Source organism: Bacillus sp. AFS098217 (genome assembly GCF_002551815.1).
Lineage (GTDB): Bacteria > Bacillota > Bacilli > Bacillales > Bacillaceae_G > Bacillus_A.
Genome location: NZ_NVPR01000016.1, coordinates 15,728 through 38,130, shown reverse-complemented (window position 1 = coordinate 38,130; position 22,403 = coordinate 15,728). Strand labels below are relative to the sequence as shown.

27 protein-coding genes are annotated in these 22,403 nt (G+C 36.2%); 7 read left to right on the top strand and 20 right to left on the bottom strand.

The annotated features are described in order from the left end of the window. The first annotated feature begins 20 nt into the window (after positions 1 to 20). Positions 21 to 1,502, top strand: a complete 1,482-nt coding sequence (locus COO03_RS03130; protein WP_097895013.1) for an aminotransferase class I/II-fold pyridoxal phosphate-dependent enzyme — start codon at positions 21 to 23, stop codon at positions 1,500 to 1,502. Between the two features lie 75 nt (positions 1,503 to 1,577). Next, the gene (locus COO03_RS03125) at positions 1,578 to 2,408 is read left to right on the top strand and encodes a protein-glutamine gamma-glutamyltransferase (RefSeq protein ID WP_097895012.1); all 831 of its coding nucleotides are present in this window, start codon (positions 1,578 to 1,580) and stop codon (positions 2,406 to 2,408) included. A gap of 32 nt (positions 2,409 to 2,440) precedes the next feature. On the opposite strand, the gene COO03_RS03120 is transcribed toward COO03_RS03125, so the two are convergent. The 4 genes from COO03_RS03120 to COO03_RS03105 all read right to left on the bottom strand — a co-directional run bounded on the left by COO03_RS03120 (position 2,441) and on the right by COO03_RS03105 (position 3,445). Beyond that, positions 2,441 to 2,572 carry a GapA-binding peptide SR1P gene (locus COO03_RS03120; RefSeq protein ID WP_097895011.1) on the bottom strand — a complete coding sequence of 44 codons (132 nt, stop codon included), beginning with the start codon at positions 2,570 to 2,572 and terminating at the stop codon, positions 2,441 to 2,443. A 56-nt stretch (positions 2,573 to 2,628) separates the two neighbouring features. Next, positions 2,629 to 2,760: a GapA-binding peptide SR1P gene (locus COO03_RS03115; RefSeq protein ID WP_097895010.1), complete on the bottom strand. Its 132-nt coding sequence runs from the start codon at positions 2,758 to 2,760 to the stop codon at positions 2,629 to 2,631. 61 nt (positions 2,761 to 2,821) lie between these two features. Next, positions 2,822 to 2,950 (bottom strand): GapA-binding peptide SR1P, encoded by a 129-nt coding sequence (locus tag COO03_RS03110; RefSeq protein ID WP_097895009.1) that lies wholly within the window; start codon positions 2,948 to 2,950, stop codon positions 2,822 to 2,824. Positions 2,951 to 3,148: 198 nt separating this feature from the next. Continuing rightward, a complete protein-coding gene (locus COO03_RS03105) occupies positions 3,149 to 3,445 on the bottom strand; it encodes a DUF3055 domain-containing protein (RefSeq protein ID WP_097895008.1) in 297 nt (98 codons plus the stop codon). Between the two features lie 132 nt (positions 3,446 to 3,577). On the opposite strand from COO03_RS03105, the gene COO03_RS03100 reads away from it, so the two are divergent. Further along, positions 3,578 to 3,970 (top strand): DUF1885 family protein, encoded by a 393-nt coding sequence (locus COO03_RS03100; RefSeq protein WP_097895007.1) that lies wholly within the window; start codon positions 3,578 to 3,580, stop codon positions 3,968 to 3,970. Between the two features lie 3 nt (positions 3,971 to 3,973). Here COO03_RS03100 and COO03_RS03095 read toward each other — a convergent pair whose 3' ends face one another. The 5 genes from COO03_RS03095 to pdhA all read right to left on the bottom strand — a co-directional run bounded on the left by COO03_RS03095 (position 3,974) and on the right by pdhA (position 9,331). Beyond that, positions 3,974 to 4,201, bottom strand: coding sequence for a hypothetical protein (locus COO03_RS03095; RefSeq protein ID WP_097895006.1), 228 nt, complete (start codon positions 4,199 to 4,201; stop codon positions 3,974 to 3,976). 248 nt (positions 4,202 to 4,449) lie between these two features. After that, positions 4,450 to 5,862: a dihydrolipoyl dehydrogenase gene (gene lpdA / locus COO03_RS03090; protein ID WP_097895005.1), complete on the bottom strand. Its 1,413-nt coding sequence runs from the start codon at positions 5,860 to 5,862 to the stop codon at positions 4,450 to 4,452. Positions 5,863 to 5,867: 5 nt separating this feature from the next. Next, the gene (gene pdhC / locus COO03_RS03085; protein ID WP_097895004.1) at positions 5,868 to 7,142 is read right to left on the bottom strand and encodes a pyruvate dehydrogenase complex dihydrolipoyllysine-residue acetyltransferase; all 1,275 of its coding nucleotides are present in this window, start codon (positions 7,140 to 7,142) and stop codon (positions 5,868 to 5,870) included. Between the two features lie 92 nt (positions 7,143 to 7,234). Further along, positions 7,235 to 8,212, bottom strand: coding sequence for a pyruvate dehydrogenase complex E1 component subunit beta (gene pdhB, locus COO03_RS03080; protein WP_097895003.1), 978 nt, complete (start codon positions 8,210 to 8,212; stop codon positions 7,235 to 7,237). Between the two features lie 3 nt (positions 8,213 to 8,215). Then, positions 8,216 to 9,331 carry a pyruvate dehydrogenase E1 component subunit alpha gene (gene pdhA / locus COO03_RS03075; RefSeq protein ID WP_097895002.1) on the bottom strand — a complete coding sequence of 372 codons (1,116 nt, stop codon included), beginning with the start codon at positions 9,329 to 9,331 and terminating at the stop codon, positions 8,216 to 8,218. A gap of 512 nt (positions 9,332 to 9,843) precedes the next feature. Here pdhA and COO03_RS03070 point away from each other — a divergent pair. Beyond that, on the top strand, positions 9,844 to 9,999 hold the full coding sequence (locus COO03_RS03070; RefSeq protein ID WP_097895001.1) for a YjcZ family sporulation protein: 156 nt from the start codon (positions 9,844 to 9,846) through the stop codon (positions 9,997 to 9,999). A 207-nt stretch (positions 10,000 to 10,206) separates the two neighbouring features. Then, positions 10,207 to 10,761 carry a peptide deformylase gene (gene def / locus COO03_RS03065; protein WP_097895000.1) on the top strand — a complete coding sequence of 185 codons (555 nt, stop codon included), beginning with the start codon at positions 10,207 to 10,209 and terminating at the stop codon, positions 10,759 to 10,761. 79 nt (positions 10,762 to 10,840) lie between these two features. On the opposite strand, the gene COO03_RS03060 is transcribed toward def, so the two are convergent. Next, positions 10,841 to 11,614 (bottom strand): Cof-type HAD-IIB family hydrolase, encoded by a 774-nt coding sequence (locus COO03_RS03060; protein WP_097894999.1) that lies wholly within the window; start codon positions 11,612 to 11,614, stop codon positions 10,841 to 10,843. Positions 11,615 to 12,192: 578 nt separating this feature from the next. Here COO03_RS03060 and COO03_RS03050 point away from each other — a divergent pair. Further along, positions 12,193 to 12,405, top strand: a complete 213-nt coding sequence (locus COO03_RS03050; protein ID WP_097894998.1) for a DNA-dependent RNA polymerase subunit epsilon — start codon at positions 12,193 to 12,195, stop codon at positions 12,403 to 12,405. A 3-nt stretch (positions 12,406 to 12,408) separates the two neighbouring features. Further along, entirely contained in the window at positions 12,409 to 14,076 is a 1,668-nt protein-coding gene (rnjA, locus tag COO03_RS03045) for a ribonuclease J1 (RefSeq protein ID WP_097894997.1), read from the top strand. 362 nt (positions 14,077 to 14,438) lie between these two features. Here the strand turns inward: rnjA and COO03_RS03040 are convergent, their stop codons facing one another. The 10 genes from COO03_RS03040 to COO03_RS02995 form a co-directional block, all read right to left on the bottom strand. Beyond that, entirely contained in the window at positions 14,439 to 15,104 is a 666-nt protein-coding gene (locus tag COO03_RS03040) for a potassium channel family protein (RefSeq protein ID WP_097894996.1), read from the bottom strand. Positions 15,105 to 15,187: 83 nt separating this feature from the next. Further along, a complete protein-coding gene (locus COO03_RS03035; protein WP_097894995.1) occupies positions 15,188 to 16,054 on the bottom strand; it encodes a cytochrome C oxidase assembly protein in 867 nt (288 codons plus the stop codon). Between the two features lie 351 nt (positions 16,055 to 16,405). Beyond that, positions 16,406 to 16,864 carry a TlpA disulfide reductase family protein gene (locus COO03_RS03030; RefSeq protein WP_097894994.1) on the bottom strand — a complete coding sequence of 153 codons (459 nt, stop codon included), beginning with the start codon at positions 16,862 to 16,864 and terminating at the stop codon, positions 16,406 to 16,408. A 74-nt stretch (positions 16,865 to 16,938) separates the two neighbouring features. After that, positions 16,939 to 17,487, bottom strand: a complete 549-nt coding sequence (locus COO03_RS03025; protein WP_097894993.1) for a peroxiredoxin — start codon at positions 17,485 to 17,487, stop codon at positions 16,939 to 16,941. A gap of 208 nt (positions 17,488 to 17,695) precedes the next feature. Beyond that, entirely contained in the window at positions 17,696 to 18,826 is a 1,131-nt protein-coding gene (locus tag COO03_RS03020) for an N-acetyldiaminopimelate deacetylase (protein WP_097894992.1), read from the bottom strand. Between the two features lie 58 nt (positions 18,827 to 18,884). Further along, on the bottom strand, positions 18,885 to 19,607 hold the full coding sequence (gene dapD, locus COO03_RS03015; protein WP_097894991.1) for a 2,3,4,5-tetrahydropyridine-2,6-dicarboxylate N-acetyltransferase: 723 nt from the start codon (positions 19,605 to 19,607) through the stop codon (positions 18,885 to 18,887). A 71-nt stretch (positions 19,608 to 19,678) separates the two neighbouring features. Then, positions 19,679 to 20,536, bottom strand: a complete 858-nt coding sequence (locus tag COO03_RS03010) for a LysR family transcriptional regulator (protein WP_097894990.1) — start codon at positions 20,534 to 20,536, stop codon at positions 19,679 to 19,681. Between the two features lie 348 nt (positions 20,537 to 20,884). Next, a complete protein-coding gene (cbpB, locus tag COO03_RS03005) occupies positions 20,885 to 21,328 on the bottom strand; it encodes a cyclic-di-AMP-binding protein CbpB (protein ID WP_097894989.1) in 444 nt (147 codons plus the stop codon). Between the two features lie 212 nt (positions 21,329 to 21,540). Next, positions 21,541 to 21,732: an antirepressor AbbA gene (gene abbA / locus COO03_RS03000; RefSeq protein ID WP_097894988.1), complete on the bottom strand. Its 192-nt coding sequence runs from the start codon at positions 21,730 to 21,732 to the stop codon at positions 21,541 to 21,543. Between the two features lie 82 nt (positions 21,733 to 21,814). Continuing rightward, on the bottom strand, positions 21,815 to 22,333 hold the full coding sequence (locus tag COO03_RS02995) for a ribonuclease H-like YkuK family protein (RefSeq protein WP_097894987.1): 519 nt from the start codon (positions 22,331 to 22,333) through the stop codon (positions 21,815 to 21,817). Positions 22,334 to 22,403 lie beyond the last annotated feature (70 nt).

Below are 22,403 nucleotides of genomic sequence, written 5' to 3'. Positions count from 1 at the left end.
AATATTTCAAAGAAGAAGGGGTGTATAGATTGTCCCAATACAAAACACCATTGTTTACCGCTTTAGTAGAGCACAGTAAGCGAAATCCTATTCAATTCCATATTCCAGGTCATAAAAAAGGACAGGGAATGGATCCTGTATTTCGCGAATTTATTGGGCATAATGCATTAGCAATTGATTTAATTAACATTGCGCCGCTCGATGATTTACATCATCCAAAAGGTATGATTAAAGAAGCACAGGATTTAGCAGCTACTGCGTTCGGTGCAGATCATACTTTCTTTTCAGTTCAAGGTACAAGCGGAGCAATTATGACAATGGTGATGAGTGTTTGTGGCCCAGGAGATAAAATTCTCGTACCGCGAAACGTTCATAAATCTGTAATGTCAGCCATTATTTTCTCAGGTGCAAAACCAATTTTCATTCATCCTGAAATCGATCCGAAACTCGGTATTTCACACGGGATTACGATTCAATCCGTAAAAAAAGCACTTGAGGAACACACAGATGCAAAAGGATTACTCGTTATTAATCCAACATATTTTGGATTCGCCGCAGACCTGCAGCAAATTGTAGAATTAGCTCATTCCTACGAAATACCTGTATTAGTTGATGAAGCTCACGGTGTCCACATCCATTTTCATGATGAATTACCGATGTCAGCTATGCAAGCGGGTGCAGATATGGCAGCGACAAGTGTTCATAAGCTAGGCGGATCATTAACACAAAGCTCTATTTTAAATGTAAAAGAAGGCCTCGTAAATGTAAAACATGTCCAATCGATTATTAGTATGCTTACAACTACATCGACTTCTTACATTTTGCTAGCTTCCCTTGATGTTGCGAGAAAAAGACTTGCAACTGAAGGAAAAGTATTAATAACAAAAACAATACAGCTAGCTGAGCATGTTCGTGACGCCATAAACGATATTGAACATCTTGATTGTCCCGGAAAAGAAATGTTAGGTACAGATGCCACGTTTAGCTATGATCCAACAAAGCTAATTGTGTCTGTAAAGGACTTAGGAATTACAGGTCATGAAGCAGAAGTATGGTTAAGAGAACATTACAATATTGAAGTTGAGCTCTCAGACTTATATAACATTCTATGTCTTGTTACACTAGGCGATACAGAAGATGAAACAAACATTCTTATTAGAGCCTTACAAGAAATGGCAACGACATTTAAACATAGAGCCGACAAAGGTGTTCAAGTACAAGTTGAAATTCCAGAAATTCCTGTACTTGCTCTCTCTCCTCGAGATGCCTTTTATTCAGAAACAGAGGTTATCTCGTTTGAAAATGCTGCTGGCCGCATTATAGCTGATTTTGTTATGGTTTATCCACCAGGGATTCCAATCTTTACTCCGGGTGAAATTATTACACAAGAAAACTTAGATTATATTCATAAAAATTTAGAAGCTGGTCTACCAGTACAAGGTCCTGAAGATATGACGTTACAAACATTACGTGTTATTAAAGAATACAAGCCTATCAGTTGATAGGCTTTTTTTTCACCATTTTTTCGTTTATTCATACGATACTAGAGAATGTAACGTATAGGTGGGGATACCATTATGATTGTGATTGGTCGCTCTATTGTACATCCTTATATCACAAATGAAAACGAACCGTTTGCTACTGAGAAACAACAAATTTTAGCCATTATGACTGGAAATCAAGAAGTATACTCCTTCCGAACAGCTGATGAACTTAGCTTTGATCTAAATTTACGAATTAACATTATTACTTCTGCATTAGAACTTTTTCAAAGTGGATTTCAGTTTCGGACATTTCAGCAATCCTTTTGCAATCCTGAGTTTTGGCAAAGAACATCACTGGGAGGATTTCAATTACGCCCTGGCGTACCATCTTCCGTCGCGATACGAGATATTTTTAAAAATGGAAAAATGTATGGCACAGAGTGTGCAACAGCAATGATTATTATTTTTTATAAAGCGCTATTAGCATTATATGATGAAGAAACGTTCAACCATCTATTTGCAAACCTCTTACTCTATACATGGGATTATGATCATGACCTAAAATTAATAACAAAAACAGGTGGCGATATCGTTCCCGGTGACCTTGTTTACTTTAAAAATCCACAAGTGAATCCAGCTTCGATTGAATGGCAAGGAGAAAATGCAATTTATTTAGGGAATTACTTTTATTATGGTCACGGTGTAGGTGTAAAAACAAAAGAACAAATTATTTATCTATTAAATGACCGAAGAATTCCATATGCCTTTATTTCAGCATACTTAACTGATTTTATTACACGTATAGATAGCCGCCTCATGAGCCAACATGCTTCTACAAGCAATCTACAAACAACGCTAGGATTTATCCCTATTAGAGATGATGCAATCGTTGCAACAATTGGTCACACAACTACTATCTACTAAAAAACGCCTGCAGATGCAGGCGTTTTACTCTATTACTGGGCTTTTGTATGCTCCTTGTGATTACATTCGCAATGAGATCCACATTTCCCGTAAAGTACTGTTGTTTTTTCATCTTCAAAGTGTGCAATTGTTCCTTCACAAACTTGACATACGATTGTTCCCATTTTCTATTTCCCCCTAAATTTATACTTCCTAGACCTTTTTTATACGTCTCTATATATTATCGGGCCGTTGTATGTTCCTTGTGATCACATTCGCAATGAGATCCACATTTCCCGTAAAGTACTGTTGTTTTTTCATCTTCAAAGTGTGCAATTGTTCCTTCACAAACTTGACATACGATTGTTCCCATTTTTTATTTCCTCCTAAGTTTATGGTCCTAAAAACTTTTTTAGTTGCAAGATTCCTATATATTACTGGGCCGTTGTATGCTCTTTGTGATCACATCCGCAAGATCCACATTTCCCGTAAAGTACCGTTACTTTCTCATCCTCGAAGTGTGCAATTGTACTTTCACAATCTTGACATACGATTGTTCCCATTTTTCATTTCCCCCTAAGTTTATAATCCCAAAAACTTTTTTGTAACCGCTTAACTTTCTGTCTTTATTTTAATATGTTATACTTTTTACGTCAATAGGTTTTTGAGTATAGCACATTTATTTTTTAAAATTTATATTAGTATGAGATAATAACACAAAAAAACAGCCATATCATATAAGTACGACTGTTTCTTCTTATTTATTCTTCATACTCCGCATGTAAGGAAGTATGTGGAACAAGAAATTTAAAAAATTGTGCTAAATCATCAGCCTCTTCCTCTGATCCTAGTTTGAAAACTTCTTGTAAATGTTGAACATTTTCTACATCATCTGGTCCAAGGAGAGTCGCTCGTCCTGTTTGCATACAAACCACAAGAGGCTTCCCAAAAAACATATTTGTATAGATGACTCCAAAATCATAGCGATTTTCATGTGTCATAAACCCTAAAAAACGCACCTGCACACTTTCATGTTCATCATACAATTTTTCAAACATTTACTTCCTCCTTTCTAAATAATACTCTCTACTCATATATATTAAACAAAAAAAGATAGATCCCTTTAATTGTCAAAAAATTTACAACAGTGTTAAAATAACAACATACATGAAGTCAGGAGGAAACCTTTTATGCAACATGCATTTATTAAACTTGTACCTAAATCTAAGCAGCAATCTGTTTCAGTGGAAGATGTAAAGCAGCTTTTTCAGTATTACAAAAAAATCACCTCTCAGACTGGCATCCAAGTTAGTTATGCATATGCAAACTTTGCTTTTCCTTACGAGATACTCAATACATCAGACACGACGCTGGAACTGAAATCTAGTCATGATCGATATTCTTCTATTTATGTAGGGATTGGAACAGAAAACGAGCAAACTTTTATTCAACTTTCTTTACCTTCTACTGCAACGTTTGGTGATAAAGGAAAAGCAAATGAGTTCTGCCGTTTTTTAGCGAAAAAATTAGAAGGGGAATTACAATTATTTAATGGAAGAACAATGTATTTTTATAAACGTTAACTTTTATAAAAGAAAAGATATCATTAAAAACAGCATACTATTCGCACAAGTAAGAAACAAAGCCTGTTTTCTTGCACTGAGAATAATATAAGCAATTACATATGCTAAATAAAGGAATACGAAAAAGAGCATCACTTTATAATGGAACTTATCACCGTTCGATAATAATAACACAATAGAAAACCCACTCCATAAAAGAAAATGATAAAATATAACATGTATGATTTTCATGGAACCGTCTCCTTTGACATGCCCTATTTTATTATAATATATGGGATTGAAATCCAATCAATGACATAATACGAAAAGATGTACTTCTCTTTCAAAGGTGAGTCTAATGCATTGCTACTCAAGTTACGTACATTCATTATATATTCATTCGACAAACACACATAATGACCTTGCTAACCATACTAAAGCTTTAAAAGAATGATTCATAAAATAAAAAAGAACCCGNNCGGGTTCTTTTTTATTTTATATTATTTTACAATGTGAATTGGCATTCCAAGAGCAACTTCAGCTGCTTCCATTGTAATTTCACCTAATGTTGGGTGAGCATGGATTGTTTGAGCGATATCTTCTGCTGTCATTCCAGCTTCGATAGCTAAACCAATCTCAGAGATAATGTCAGAAGCACCTGCACCTGCAACTTGTGCACCTACAAGAAGACCATCTTCTTTACGTGTTACAAGTTGTACGAAACCGTCTGTGCTGTTTAATGATAATGCACGACCGTTTGCAGCGAATGGGAATTTAGAAACTGCTACTGTCATTCCAGCTTCTTCAGCTTGTTTCTTAGTGTAACCAACAGATGCTAATTCTGGATCAGTGAAGCATACTGCTGGAATTCCGATGTAATCGATTGCCGCTGCGTGACCGCTAATTGCTTCAACAGCTACTTTACCTTCGTAAGAAGCTTTATGAGCTAATGGTGGTCCAGGAACGATATCACCAATTGCATAGATGTTTGGTACATTCGTACGGCATTGTTCGTCGATTTCGATTAGACCACGGTCAGTCATTTTAATTCCAACTTGCTCAAGACCGATTTCTTGAGTATTTGGACGACGACCTACAGTTACTAATACGTAATCTGCTTCTACAGTTTGTACTTCGCCTTTAACTTCGAAGCTAACTTTTACACCGTTTTCAGTTTCTTCAACGCCTTTAGCCATAGCTTTTGTATGGATTGTTACGTTACCTTTTTTCTGAAGGGCACGTTTTACAACTTGGCTCATTGCTTTTTCAAAACCAGCTAAGATTTCATCGCCAGCTTCTAATACAGTAACTTCAGTACCGAAGTTTGCATATGCAGTACCTAATTCCATACCGATGTAACCGCCGCCGATTACAACAAGCTTTTTCGGAATTTCAGGTAAGCTTAAAGCACCAGTTGAGTTAAGAACACGTTTAGAGTATTTGAATCCAGGAATTTCAATTGGAGTAGAACCTGTTGCAAGAACAGCATTTTTAAACGTATACGTTTGAGCTGCATCTTCAGTCATTACGCGTAATGTGTTTGCATCTACAAAGTAAGCTTCACCGCGAATGATTTCAACTTTGTTACCTTTAAGAAGGCCTTCAACACCGCCAGTTAATTTCTTAACTACGCCGTTTTTCCATTCTTGAACTTTTGTGAAATCAACTGTTACGTTCTCAGCAGTGATACCCATGTCATCAGAATGTTTTGCATTCTCATAACGGTGACCTGCATTGATTAATGCTTTAGAAGGAATACATCCAACGTTTAAGCATACGCCACCAAGGTTAGCCTTTTCAATAATTGCTACCTTTTGACCTAATTGTGCTGCACGAATTGCTGCAACATATCCACCAGGACCTGCACCAACAACGACTGTATCTAATTCAATTGGGAAATCTCCTACTACCATTGTTATTACGCCTCCATTACTAATAATTGTGGGTCGTTCAATAAACGTTTAATTTGGTTTAATGCTTTTTGAGCAGTTGCGCCGTCAATTAAACGATGGTCAAAGCTTAGAGATAATGCTAATACTGGAGCTGCAACGATTTCACCGTTTTTCACAACTGGTTTCTCAGCGATACGGCCAATACCAAGGATTGCTACTTCTGGGTGATTGATAACTGGAGTGAACCATTGTCCACCTGCAGAACCAATGTTTGTAATTGTGCAAGAAGCACCTTTCATTTCAGCTGGAGCTAAGCGACCGTCACGTGCTTTACCAGCAAGTTCATTGATCTCGTTAGAGATTGTGAAGATAGATTTGCGATCTGTATCTTTAACAACTGGTACTAATAGACCTTTGTCTGTATCAGCTGCGATACCGATGTTGAAGTAATGTTTATGAACGATTTCTGAAGATGCATCATCTAAAGAAGTGTTCAACATTGGGTATTCACGTAATGCAGATGTTAACGCTTTTACAACGTATGGAAGGTAAGTTAATTTAATACCTTTGTCAGCTGCAACAGCTTTGAACTTTTTACGGTGAGCAACAAGTTCTGTTACATCTACTTCGTCCATTAATGTTACGTGAGGAGCTGTGTGTTTAGAGTTAACCATTGCTTTCGCAATTGCTTTACGGATACCGCTCATTTTCTCACGAGTTTCTGGGTATTCACCAGCTGGAATTGGTTGTGCTTTTGGTGCTTCTTCTTTCGCTGCTGGAGCTTCTGCCGCTACTGGAGCTTCAGTTGCTGCTACTGCTGCTTGTCCACCATTTGCAAATGCATCGATGTCAGCTTTTACAATACGACCGTTTTTACCAGTACCAGCTACTTTAAGGATGTCTACACCTTTTTCACGTGCATATTTACGAACAGATGGCATAGCAATTACGCGCTCATTAACTACTTCTTCAGTTGCTGCTGGAGTAGCTGCCGCTGCTGGAGCTTCTTCAGCTTTTGGAGCTCCGTCATGATCGTCACCTTTAAATTTAAGGTTTTCATATCCAGGAGCGTCAAATTTAACAAGAACATCTCCTACTACTGCTACTGTACCTTCTTCTACAAGAATGTCAAGTACTTTTCCTTTAACTGGAGAAGGGATTTCTACAACTGCTTTATCATTTTGTACTTCAAGAAGTACATCGTCTTCGTTTACTTCATCGCCTGGTTTAATAAACCATTTTACGATTTCACCTTCGTGGATACCTTCACCGATATCTGGTAGTTTAAATTCAAATGCCACGGAATTCAGCCCCCTGATTTATATCATTATTATGGAATAAGTGCAAAAGAAATCAGCATGTGCTGATTTCTTTTGCACATGAAAAACTAAAATTAGAAGTTCATTACTTTGTTAACAGCTTCAACAATATCTTTATGGTTTGGTAACCATACGCTCTCAGCTTGAGAGAATGGGAATACTGTATCAGCAGCTGCAACACGTACAACTGGAGCTTCTAAGTTTAAGATTGCACGGTCGTTAATTTCCGCCACAACGTTTGCTGCAATACCAGCTTGTTTTTGAGCTTCTTGAACAACAACTACGCGGCCTGTTTTTTCAACAGAAGCGATGATTGTTTCGATATCTAATGGTTGAACTGTACGTAAGTCAACAACCTCTAAAGAGATACCTTCTTTTTCAAGTTCTTCAGCAGCTTTTAATGCAGCGTGTACCATCGCACCATATGCGATAACAGATACATCTGTACCTTCGCGTTTAACATCAGCTTTTCCTAGGTCAACTGTGTATTCGCCTTCTGGTACTTCTTGACGGAATGAACGGTACAATTTCATATGCTCTAAGTAGATAACTGGATCGTTGTCACGAATCGCAGAAATTAAAAGGCCTTTTGCATCATATGGAGTAGATGGAATAACAACTTTTAGACCAGGTTGTTGTGCAACTAATCCTTCTAAGCTATCAGCGTGTAATTCTGGAGTATGAACGCCACCACCAAATGGAGAACGAACTGTAATTGGAGCAGTCCAACGTCCACCAGAACGGTAACGTAAACGAGCCATTTGACCAGAAATTGAATCCATTACTTCGTAAACGAAACCGAAGAATTGAATTTCTGGAACTGGACGGAAGCCTTCAAGTGCAAGTCCAACTGCAAGTCCACCGATACCAGATTCTGCAAGTGGAGTATCCATTACACGGTCTTCACCAAATTCAGCTTGCAAGCCTTCAGTAGCACGGAATACACCGCCGTTTACACCAACGTCTTCACCAAATACAAGTACGTTAGGGTCATTTTTCATTTCAACGCGTAAAGCATCAGTGATTGCTTGAATCATTGTCATTTGAGCCATGGCTTACTTCGACTCCTTTTCTTTGTAAATTTCATATTGTTCAGCTAAGTTGTAAGGCATTTCTTCGTACATGATTTCCATTAAATCAGTTACTTTTTGTTTTGGAGCTTGGTCAGCCTTAGCAATTGCTTCTTTAATGTCTTCTTTAGCTTGTTCGATTACTTTTTCTTCTTCTTCTTGAGACCAAATGCCTTTGTTCTCTAAGAATGCACGGAAACGTACGATTGGATCTTTTTGTTCCCATTCATTTTCGATATCTTTTGTACGGTAACGAGTTGGGTCATCACCAGCCATTGTATGTGGACCATAACGGAATGTTAAAGTCTCAATTAAAGTAGGGCCTTCACCATTTACTGCGCGCTCACGAGCAAAAGCAGTTGCTGCATATACAGCTAATGGGTCCATACCGTCTACTTGAATTCCGTAAATACCTGCTGCAACTGCTTTTTGTGCTACAGTTTTTGCTGCAGATTGTTTTTCTACTGGAGTAGAGATTGCGTAACGGTTGTTTTGAACAACGAAGATTGCTGGAGCTTTGAATGCACCTGCAAAGTTCATACCTTCGTAGAAGTCACCTTGTGAAGCACCACCGTCACCAGTGTAAGTAATTGCAACAGATTTTTTACCACGTAATTTCATACCTAACGCAACACCAGCAGTTTGGATGATTTGCGCACCGATAATGATCTGTGGAGCAAGTGCATTTACATCTGCAGGCATTTGGTTACCCATGAAGTGTCCACGAGAGAATAAGAATGCTTGGTATAATGGTAAACCATGCCATACTAATTGTGGAACATCACGATATCCTGGTAAAATGAAGTCTTCTTTTTCAAGAGCAAAATGACTTGCTAATTGAGAAGCCTCTTGTCCAGCTGTTGGTGCGTAGAAACCTAAGCGTCCTTGACGGTTTAAAGAAATAGAACGTTGATCTAGTACGCGAGTATACACCATACGGCGCATTAATTCTTTTAATTGATCATCAGTTAATTCAGGCATTGCTGCTTCATTTACAACTTCGCCTTTTTCATTTAAAATTTGTAATGTTTCAAATTGAGCTGCGATAGCTTTCATTTGCTCATCAACATTAAATAGGGTCTTTTTTGTTTTAGTACCCATTCCGTTCACCTCTTCCTCTCTTGAACCATATTCTGAAACGCTTTCACTAGCAATTGGCTAGTCCGAAAACGCAACCATGTAAACCAACAAGCTCACCTGTCGGTTGAGAATAATTTTGTGTACCTAACAATCTGTACTAATGTTTTTTATGAAACATATTAATACAATCTTGATCACGTTTTTTAGTTTACAACTATTCTAATCACGATGTCAATTACTTTGGTTACGTTTTTTTATGAAGAACATTAAGTTTTCCACGATACCTACGTGTTTTTATTTTCACATCTGTATTAGTAGGCAATAACCTACTGTTATATTATTCCCTATTTAACCTACTTTTGATCATAGAATAATATGTAAACGATTTAATTCTCCTTAGTTTTTCTCTCTTTGTAATAAAAATATGCAAGCTCTTCTTCCATTTCTAGATAACTGCCCATACATTCTTACCTACCCCTCCATACATTATAGTAACCGCAATATTAGCGGGAACTGATAAAGGAGGTCATCTCATGTACGGATACACATATTGTTATCCAACTTGCTCATATCCTTCCTATGGCTATGGCGGTTCTTGTGGCGGCGGATGCGGATCTGGCCGCGGCTTTGCCTTAATCGTTGTGTTGTTTATCCTTTTAATTATCGTTGGTGCAGCTTGCATTCGTTAATGTAAAACAAAACAACTATGGAAAGGAACAGGCGGCTTTGCCGTCTTTTCTTTTTATCACAAGAACATTTATCGCTAAAGCATGCTATTCAAAATATCCTCTTCTAAAGTTTCTTCTGTAAACTATATGTGTATAGAATCTCCATGTACTTTACCATGACTTTTTTCATCTCCTTTGGTAGACTAAAGGAGAAAGGAGAGATTACATATGCTTACAATGAATGATGTAATTCGTGAAGGAAGCCCCGTTCTAAGAGCAGTAGCAGAAGAAGTACCACTGCCAGCGAATGAAGAAGATACACGTATATTACGAGAAATGATTGAATTTGTGATCAATAGTCAAAACCCTGAAATGGTTGAAAAATATAAATTACGTCCTGGAATTGGATTAGCAGCTCCACAAATTGGTGTTTCAAAAAGAATGATCGCTGTTCATGTTACAGACACCAATGAAACATTATATAGCTATGCTCTATTCAATCCAAAAATCATTAGCCATTCTGTTGAACGTACATACTTACCAGCTGGTGAAGGTTGCTTATCCGTAGATCGTGAAGTGCCTGGCTATGTTCCTCGCTATACAAGAATTACAGTTACAGCAACTACTATTGATGGTGAAAAAGTGAAATTACGTTTAAAAGGATTACCAGCGATTGTATTCCAACATGAAATTGATCATTTAAACGGTGTAATGTTCTATGATCACATTAACCAAGAAAATCCTTTTGCAGCTCCTGAGGATGCAAAACCTCTAGAACGATAAAAAAGCAGAAGCCACAGCTTCTGCTTTTTTGACTACTATCTATTTCACTTCTTTATGGAATGGTTTCCATAATCTCTTATTAAAGTAATCCAGCCCACTGCAACCCATGACGGATACCATCTTCACTAACATCTTTCGTCACATAATTTGCAAGCTTTTTCAATTCCTCATGACCATTCCCCATCACAATACCTGTTCCTACCGCTTCAATCATTTCTAAATCATTTAACCCATCTCCAAAAGCATAAACCTGTTCACGTTTGAATCCTAATTTCTCAATAAATTTTTCAATTCCTTTTGCTTTTGAACCGCCATTTGGGATAATGTCCATCGAATACGCATGCCAACGAATAAAGTGGAAATCTGGGTAATCATGAAGAAACTTTTCTTCTTCACCTGCTTGGCAAAAAAGAAGTGTTTGATAAATATCACGATTTTCATAAAAATTTGGTTCATATACTGGATGTTCAAATTGCAAACTACCAAAGCTTTCTTTTACATAGGCATGATATTCTATTGTTGCTTTCATATCCTCATGATCCAAATAAACTAGAGGATATCCTTCCTGTTTTGCAAACGACGTAAAAGTACGTAGCGTCTCTGGATGCAATGGATTTTTAAATATAACCTCGTCTTCAAATACTACATATTGTCCATTAAAACTTACATAGTTATGGATATTAAGTTCATTACGAATGTCTTCAAACATGAACGGAGCACGTCCTGTTGCAATTGCTACATGTACTCCTTTTTCTTGCAAAGCACGTACGGCTTCCCTTGTAGATTGCGGGATTTTTTTATCATGATCTAGCAATGTTCCATCAATATCAAAAAAGACAATTTTATCATTCATTTACCAAAACCCTTTCTACCCCTTCTATATTCCTACTCTGATTATTACTTTTCAAATTCTAAAAAAAAGTATAACATATTAAACATCTGTGAAGAAAGCGTTCACTTCCTAACCTTATTTACAAAAAGTGCATATACTATCAAAAGGATGCTGATATTTGTTCGAATGAATTTTCTTTTCTAATCTTTCCCATACTATACCCATAACTAACGGCTACCGTTCGTTAATACGGGATAACCTATACGGAGAACGAAAACTCATTCAATCATTAAAACAGCAATCCACTCACTCCCATTCTATCATCATTAAGAATATAGAAGGAAAGAGTTCTTACTCATAAGCATGAAATGCATATGCACGTTTAAAATAAGGAAAGGAAGGAGTAATCATGCTGAAGAAGCTGAAGAAAAAGCTAAAACGCTATTTAAATGATTTAGTCCGTAAAAAGACAATTGCTTAAATGGTGCCCATTTCGGGCTTTTTCTTCATTCCCATTCGAAAAAACATGAAAATCATCACTGTTTGCTTTATAATAGGTAACAGATAATGCAAAACATAGACAAGGAGAGGTTTTCCCAATGATTTTTAAAGTATTTTATCAAGAAAAAATGACTGAGGTTCCAGTACGTGAAAATACAAAAGTTTTATATTTAGAGGCTGAATCTGAAAGAGATGTTCGTACAAAGTTAAAAAAGTTCGCATATAATATTGAGTTTGTTCAGTCTGTTACTGGCGCTCATCTTGAATACGAAAAGCAAAATGCTGATTTAACACTAACGGAGATTGTATAATTTATGAAATTCCTAAAAAATGATCAGGTTGCCGTTTTTGCTCTTGGTGGACTTGGTGAAATCGGCAAAAATACATATGCTGTTCAATTTCAAGATGAAATTATTATAATTGATGCTGGAATTAAGTTTCCAGAAGACGAACTTCTCGGAATCGATTACGTGATTCCTGATTACACTTATTTTGTACGAAACGAAGATAAAATTAAAGGGCTATTTATCACACATGGTCACGAAGATCATATCGGTGGGATCCCTTACTTATTACGCCAAGTGAACATCCCAATTTACGGTGGAAAATTAGCAATTGCCTTAATTAAAAACAAATTAGAAGAGCACGGATTACTTCGTAAAGCAAAACTTTACGAAATTCAAGAAGATGATGTTATTAAATTCAAAAAGACATCTGTTTCCTTCTTCCGTACAACGCACAGTATTCCAGATTCCTATGGAGTCGTTGTGAAAACACCACAAGGACAAATTGTTCATACGGGAGACTTTAAATTTGATTTCACACCAGTTGGTGAACCTGCAGATTTAACAAAAATGGCCGAAATCGGTAAAGATGGTGTACTTTGTCTCTTATCCGATAGTACAAACAGCGAAGTCCCTAACTTTACAATGTCTGAAAGACGCGTTGGTGATAGCATTCAAGATATTTTCCGCAAAGTGGAAGGACGTATTATCTTCGCAACCTTTGCATCAAATATTCATCGTTTACAGCAAGTTGTCGAAGCTGCTGTTGAAAACAATCGTAAAGTAGCTGTTTTTGGCCGAAGCATGGAAGCAGCAATTGAGATTGGTCAAAATCTTGGTTATATTCGCTGTCCAAAAGATACGTTTGTAGAATCATCTCAATTAAATCGACTACCAGCTAATCAAGTTGTCATCTTATGTACAGGTAGTCAAGGAGAACCAATGGCAGCACTTTCTCGTATTGCTAATGGTACACACCGTCAGATTCAAATCATTCCTGGCGATACAGTGGTTTTCTCTTCTTCACCAATTCCAGGAAATACTGTTAGTGTGAGCCGCACAATCAATATGTTATATCGTGCTGGCGCTGATGTAATTCATGGGAAACTTTCAAATATTCATACGAGTGGACACGGTGGACAAGAAGAACAAAAACTAATGCTACGTCTAATTAAACCTAAATATTTCATGCCAATCCATGGTGAGTATCGCATGCAACGTATGCATATGAATTTAGCAAACGATTGTGGTATTCCAGAAGAAAATTGCTTCATTATGGATAATGGTGATATTCTTGCCTTACGTTCAGATGAAGCGAGCGTTGCTGGAAAAATCCCATCCGGCTCTGTTTATATTGATGGAAACGGCATTGGGGATATCGGTAACATTGTATTACGTGACCGTCGCATTCTTTCTGAAGAAGGACTGGTTATCGTAGTTGTAAGCATCGATATGAAAGAATTTAAAGTTGCAGCAGGACCTGATATCATCTCTCGTGGATTCGTTTATATGCGCGAGAGCAGCGATTTAATCAACGATGCACAAACATTAATTACAACACATTTAGAAAAGGTAATGGAGCGCAAAACAACACAATGGTCTGAAATTAAAAATGAGATTACAGATACATTAGCACCATTCCTATACGAAAAAACAAAACGTCGTCCAATGATTTTACCAATCATTATGGAAATATAAGAAAGACAATGCTACCGAGTAAGCAGTTCTTTTTTATGAAGAAATACTATAAATAGCATAGTAATAAAAAGACCAATTCGCATAGCGAGTTGGTCTTTTTAAATCAATGATATAATCATGATTAATGACTTTTAACATATAAAATTACAACAAAATAGATATACTAAATAAAAAAAATTTATACTTAATGAAATAAATTTATACTTAATGAAATAAAAAGGCTTAGTTTAAAACCAAGCCTTTTACTAATTTTGTTGTGAGTTCATAAGATATTCAACTCTTATTTTGTTTTTTCATCAAAGTATCAGAACTACTTAGCTTACAAATATTGTCCTCACACTCTTTGTGCCGAGAAAAAACTTTTATCGTAAGAAATGTTTAAAGCGGTCTACTTCATCATCATGCCCAATTACAATTAAAATATCTCCTGCTTGGATATTCTCTGTAGCTCGTGGAGAAACAATAACTTCTTTACCACGTTTAATTGCTACAATGTTTAATCCAAACTTCGCACGAATATCTAATTCAATTAATGAATGACTATCAATCTTTTTATTTGCAATAATTTCTACAATACTATGTTCATCCGAAAGCTCTAGGTAATCTAATACGTTACTTGAAGCAATATTATTTGCAATACGTTTCCCCATGTCTCTCTCTGGATGTACAATGTGGTCAGCACCTATTTTACTTAATACTTTTTCATGATAATCATTTTGAGCCTTCACAGTAATATTTTTCACGCCTAATTCTTTTAAAATGAGCGTTGTTAAAATACTTGCATTTAGATTATCTCCAATTGCTACCACAACATGGTCAAAATTACGGATACCGAGACTTTTTAACACCATTTCATCTGTTGAATCAGCAATTACAGCGTGTGAAGCAATGTTCGCAAATTCATTAATTTTATCTTCATCTAGGTCAATGGCCATTACTTCCATGCCTAATTGAGCTAATTCACGACAAATGCTGCCCCCAAAACGTCCAAGCCCGATGACAGCAAATTCTTTCTCTTTTTCACTCACATGAATTCCTCCAATAACATCAAGTCCAATCTATTTTCATTGTAGCATATTTTATATTTGCTACAAAGACTAGCGAACCGTACTTATTTTTGCTTTTGTATGTAAAAATACTGTTGTAAATAAAATGAAATACCGCAAATAAGCATTCCAAACACAAAAATATTCCCGAACGAACTAAACGTTTGAAAAACAAATAATAATGTTTCTTGTCCAAAAAAGGCAAACAAAAGCTGTGCAAATGCAAATAAGAGCGCCCATATATAATGGTGTTGATGAAATAAGTAATGCGTTGCCCCTAAAAAAGCACCAAAAGAAATAATAAAGATCCACCAAGTTTCTAAAAAAACTTGCCATCCGATAAAATGATATCCATTCACAACAACCGCAATGATTCCTATGACAAGCATTGTCGGAACACTCCAAAATAATGATCGAATTCTAAAAAAGCGAACGCCATTCACATCCCCTTTTTCATTTGCACAATATGTTAAAAATGCTGTACTTATATACAGAACAGAAAGAATCGTTAAGATAATAATTAACCAAAAATGAAGCTGGTAATATTCATGTTCTATATTTGTAACTATGGCAGCTAACATACTTGGAATCAACATACCTGTCCAGCCATCAATTGTCCGTTCATTCCAAAACACAGCATTACCAATTCGAATACCTAATAACATAAAAATAATAATACCTATTACAAATAACGTCGTCTTATTTCCAACTAGGCTCGTTGAAAAAGCAATTAATCCAATAAATAAAAAAAGAACAAAACCATTCATAATTTCTAATACAGGCGATAAGTATCCCTTCACCCACTTATATGTGTCTTTATATTCATGTTTATTGGCTAAGCGATATGCATAAAAGCTTATCCCAAAATAGATCGCCGCAATAATAACATATGCATATAAAAAGAAACATAAGATTGCACTGCTAATTTGCACCTGATTCCCCACCCTTTTTCCATGTATCACATTGATTTTACACACTTTTAATATAAAAAGTAAACTAAAACATATAGTTTCATTTCTGACTGTAAGATTTTCTTTTTATTCATTTTCAACTGTACAAATGCTCCACTATTCAAGATTTAAACACTTTCACCACTAGTAATCCCTTTATCTACACTAATGATATCCTACCTAACTTCTTTACTTTCGCTAAATTTTGAGGTGGGAGTATTACTGCCCGCAAATAACGAGATAAAACAAAAACCTCCTATAAGGAGGCTTTTGCATCTATCAATAGAAGCTTGTACTCTCAAATTAAATGAGCATGAAAGGACAGTGCTAATCTTACTCAGCTTCCTTTTTCGCTTCATCTAGCACACGATTTACTCGTTTTGTTAACATTTGCATACCACTTCCACCTGCTTGGAAATGACGAAGTACTCCGTTTTTATCAAATACATAATACGCTGGTACATATTGATTTTCAAATGCATCTGTAATTTTGTGCTGATTATCCACTAAAATAGATTGTGTTATTCCATGCTCTTTCGCCACCGCTTCTACCTGCTCAAGATTTAAATCTTCTTCTGATCGCGGCATATGAACTGCAACAACATTTAATTGCTCTTTATATTCATCACGGAATTTGTTAATATCCGGCATTGCTTCTTTACACAAATGGCAACTAACTGACCAAAAGTGAATAAGTGTTGGTCTTTCACCAATTAGTGATTCACGCACTACTTCTCCATTTAATACTGCTGTTGCACCGTCTAAAGAAGGCATTGGTTGACGTAACTTCATGATTTCTCCCCCTTACGGATGTAGAGAGAGGTCTAACAAACTATTTGTTAGACCCCCTGTAATTTAAAATAAAATTAAACGTTTAAAGTTTCTTGACCTGGTTTCCAGTTTGCTGGGCAAAGTCCACCAGTTTGAAGAGCTTGAAGAACACGAAGCACTTCATCAACTTCACGTCCAATGTTGTTGTGATGTACAACTTGGTACATTAATTCACCCTCTGGGCTAATGATGAATAAACCGCGAAGTGCAATACCTTCTTCTTCAAGTAATACGCCGTAGTCACGAGATACTACATGGTTAGTATCAGCTGCTAGAGGGTATTTTAATTCACCTAAACCGTTTTTCGTACGGTCAGTGTTAATCCAAGCTAAATGAGTATGAATTGTATCAGTAGATACACCGATTACTTCTGCGTCTAAATCTTCGAACTCGTCGTAGCGATCAGAAAGTGCGATGATTTCTGTTGGACATACGAAAGTGAAATCCATTGGATAGAAGAAAAGTACTGTCCATTTATCCTGTTTCATAACTTCTTCAAGACTTACTTTACCAAATTCTTTGTTTGGCATAACAGCATCCATTTCAAAGCGTGGCGCTTGTTTTGCTACCATACGTTCTGCCATATGTATCAACCTCCGTGATTTTTTAGTAAATATTGTCTACTCTTGTATTATATAGGAGAAATCAGTTTTCAGTCAATTTCATTTAATAATTATTATAAAATAACTTACTAACAACTTATCCCTCCACCTACCATTATAAAGTATTGTGTTAGAATTACAAAAAAAATGCATTATAAATCATATTTTTCACATAGAAAAGGAACAGACTCTATTTTCTGTTCCCTTTCCATTTTACATATTGATTTAAAAACATAATTGTCTGTTCAATCGCAGATTCATTCGGTTGTAATTTCGCATGATGCAAACCATATTCTGAGTCTACTCCAAGCCAGAACATGAATCCTGGAATATCTCGAATCATGTATCCGAAATCTTCTCCTGTCATCGCCTCTGTACATGTAACGACATTCATATTGGTTTGCTCCGATGCAAACTGCATAAACTCCTTCGTTAACGCTTCATGGTTATATACTTGATGGTACATTGCTCCGTAATCAATTACAGCTTCGCATTGAAATGCCGCTTCAATACCTGTAACAATTGCTTCAATTCGATTTTTAACCCGTTTCATTGATTCAACAGATAATGTTCGAATCGTCCCTTCTAAGCGAGATTTTTCTGCAATTATATTTTGGACTGTACCACCTGTAATTTTACCAATTGTAATAACTGCGCTATCAAGTGGATTCACGTTCCGGCTAATCACTGATTGAAGCTGTGTAACAAGATGACTAGCTGCAACAATCATATCATTTGCTGTATGCGGATACGCTGCATGTCCACCTTTTCCTTTTAAATCAATATATAGCTCTGATGTATTTGCAAATAGTAGCCCTTCTTTTGTTGCAATTGTCCCTACCGGATACTCAGGTGCAATATGAAGACCAAGGATCATATCTGGCTTCCATTCCTTCAGCACTTCACTTTCTAACATGGGTAGAGCCCCACCTGGTCCTTCTTCAGCTGGTTGGAATAGAAAGACAAGATCATCGTCTACTCTTTCATTTACAGTAGCCGTTAAAAGCCCTAAACCGATGGCAGTATGCAAATCATGACCACATGCATGCATCATCCCTTCATGAGTAGAAGCGAATTCATAACCTGTTTCCTCAGGAATCGGCAAACCATCAATATCTGCGCGATAACCAATCGTTTTCTCTGGGTTTCTGCCCTTTGCCTTAACAATTACACCCGTCTTCCATGTTTTAACTTCAATATTTTCCTTAGGAAGAGTATCAATATAATCTAAAATATATTGTTGCGTTTTCCATTCCTTAAATCCTAATTCCGGAATTTTATGTAAATCTCTACGAATTTGAACAAATTTACTAACTGTCATATTTTCACCGCCATTTATAAAAAGCGTAAGAGCTTAGTTGCTCTTACGCTTTCGTTCTTTATTTTTCTGGATTTAATTGACGAAGCTCTTGTTTAATTTCTGTTTTCGCTTTTGTCTTCTCATCAATTTCTTTAATAACACGCGCTGGCGTTCCTGCAACAACTGTGTATGGTGGTACATCTTCAGTTACAACTGCACCTGCTGCAACAACTGCACCTTTACCTACTGTAACACCTTCTAAAACAACTACATTTGCACCAATTACAACATCGTCTTCAACGATAACTGGTTTTGCAGAAGGTGGTTCAATAACGCCTGCAAGAACAGCACCTGCACCTACGTGACAGTTCTTACCTACTGTTGCACGTCCGCCAAGTACAGCGTTCATATCGATCATTGAACCTTCACCGATTACTGCACCGATATTAATCGTTGCATTCATCATAATAACAGCATTATCACCAATTTCAACATGATCGCGAATGATTGCGCCTGGCTCAATACGAGCTTTAATACCTTTTAAATCAAGCATTGGAATTGCAGAATTACGACGGTCATTTTCAACAACATAATCTGTAACATGCTTTTTATTTTCTTCAAGCATTGTCTTAATATCAGACCATTCTCCGAATAAAACACCAGCTTTTTTATTTACAAATGCTTGTACTGTCTCAGGGAATGCTACTTCTTTTAAATCCCCTTTTATGTATACCTTTACGGGAGTTTTCTTCTCACTTTTTTGAATAAACGAAATAATTTCGTTTGCATCCATCATTTTCATGCTTATTGCCTCCTAAATCCATTTATATTGTTACTCTACCAAACGAGAGAGCTCGTAGCAAGATAATAATCTTATTTTTCCATTTGAATTTCTTCTATAATTTCCAAAAACGCCTGTACTTGTTTAAGCTGTCTTGCGGAATCACTTGTTAATAACCACGTTTCTCGCGTTAGACGAACAGGTATTCTGAATGTATTTTCCTTTACTTCTTTCAAGACAGTAGAAGGTAAAAGCGCATAACCAATTCCATTTAAAACAAGTTGCTTACACGTTTCAATCTGATCAACTACGATTGTACGCTTAGGAGGATTAGAAAATAAACTGTACCACCAATTTTGTATTTGTCCATAGTATGTCGAATCACTTTTAAATTGTATAAAAGGTCTATTTGTATCCTTTAACATAGCAATATCTTTAATCTCCGTATCAACTAAATACAGTTCATCTTCAAACAATTGTTGTTTATGACCTTTATATTCTTGTGTTCCCCGCAATATAGCGACATGAACATCGCCTTCATAAAAATGTTTTTGCACCTCGCTACTCCAACCTGTGAAAAGAGAAATTTTCACAAAAGGATACTTTTGTACAAACCTCTTCAAAACAGGAGGTAACCAGTATTGTCCAATTACAGATGCAACAGCTATTTTTAATGTCCCATATGTCTCCGTTCGATAGATTGCCAATTCACTTTTAATAGCTTCTTCTCTTTGCAACATATCTTTTGCATAATTAGCCACCTTTTCCCCTTCTGGTGTGATTGTCAATCCTTTTTGTGAACGAATAAAAAATTTCATTCCCCATTGTTTTTCCATCGATTGTAAGCGTTGACTGAGTGCAGGCTGCGAAACAAACAAACGCTCCGCCGCTCTTCTCATATTGGATTCTTGTGCTAAAACAACCATCATTTGAAAATCATCAATTTGCACCTTTCTCCCTCTTTCCTTATCCTACATAATAAAGTGAATTTTTTAGTCAGTGAGAAATGTTATCCCCCATCATTTGTCATCACAAATCGAACTTTCACAAACAGTTCTCCTCCACCTCACTCCTTTGTCTATCCTAAATTTTCAGGTGGAGCAAATAGTGAGTCAATATATATACACATTGTTTCCTAGCATGCAATATTCATTTTCTATCTTTAAGAACCGTGAATGAGTTGGCACTTCCCTTATCCTTTTATGCTTATTTGTATCTTTCTAAATATAATACATACATAACAGAGATGCACGATAAAAAAGCGACTTCTCCCTTTCACCGAAGTCGCTCACCCCTCTTTATCGATTATGTTGCCTTACTTTTTTATTCAACAACTTTAAAATAGCACGTCGCGTTAAAATACCTTCAAAATACTCTTCATCATTTACAGCACAAATAAAAGGATGATCAATTGTCATTTCTAATGCTTTCGCAAAAGAATCTTCCAGCCTAAGAGTCGGAATATCTTTTTTCATTACCTGCTCCACTTTCATGTCCTCAAGCTTCTCAAATTCAATACGTTCTAGCCCTAAAATCCCATCCAAAATCATTGCAGTACTAATTAGCCCATGTAATTTGTACATAGGGTCCAAAACAGGAATTGCAGAATATCCAGATTTTACAAGAACAAGTAAAGCATGCTCTAAGCTATTTCCAATTTGAACATGTGCAACCTTTTCTGATGAAATCATTAAATCCTTGACAAGAACTTGTTGAAACTCATCTTTCGGAATACTAATCATCTTACATCCCCCACTTTTTCCTGCTAACATGGTTTTTAATACATGATAAAAAACTTCTTATTTAAAAATTCTTTTTATTTTCCATTTCTATTCATATCTTATGATAGCGTTTTCATATTATTATTTTGTCCTTGGTTTATTCCAACAAAAATATGATACACACTTCATTTTATCATAGAACACAAAAAAAAAAACTACCTTTCTGGTAGCCCTTAGTATCCTTCATTTTTTAATCGATAAAATAATCTTGTAATTCTTCTATATTGGGAAATATCTGTTTTTTTGAGGCCGCTCTCAATATCTGTAAGCTCAACAGCTAAAATTTCACTAGCGTAGTTTTGACGAAATAAGATATCCAATAGCAATTTTTTTTCTTCATTTGTTAAAGTAACTTCCTTCTGCATGTACTCCTCTCCTTATGCTTGTTTCCTTATTATTTATTATATAAAATATTTGCTTTATTTAATAGATAAAAAATTCAGTTTTCTATTTTGTATAGCGATTTGCATAACTAAAGGCCGCATAAGCATCTGGTTTAATCTTTGCCGTTAATCCCATCGCTCTTACCTTCGTTGTCATATCTGAAATAAATTCTTTTGTTAATCCATCATTTCCTATATCTAAGTGAATTTCCATTACAAATCCTGCTCCCTCATGAGCATATGGATGCAATAAATCCCATATCCTCTGTATATGTTCTGGCGTAAACAAGCAAGCAATCTCTTGACTTAGCTGTGTTTCTAAATATATTTTTTCACGCAATGTCGTTGGCATTTTATGCACTGCTTTATGACGCAAACACCCCCATGCTCCTTTTCCCACACGATGAATGTGCACTGCCGTAATAAAACGTGTAACTTTCTGGTGTGCTTGTGAATCTGTACCAATGGATAAGCGATATAAATTACGTGGATCTTTTTCAATAAAATTACAAATACGTATAAAAACCGTTTCAAAATCCATATGTCTCTCTGATACATTATAAAATCTATGCTCTCCGTCCACATAGTCACGTCCTTTCGATTAGACAGACTTTTTGCATTCTCATTGTATGGGACAAAAGCGCAAAATATGA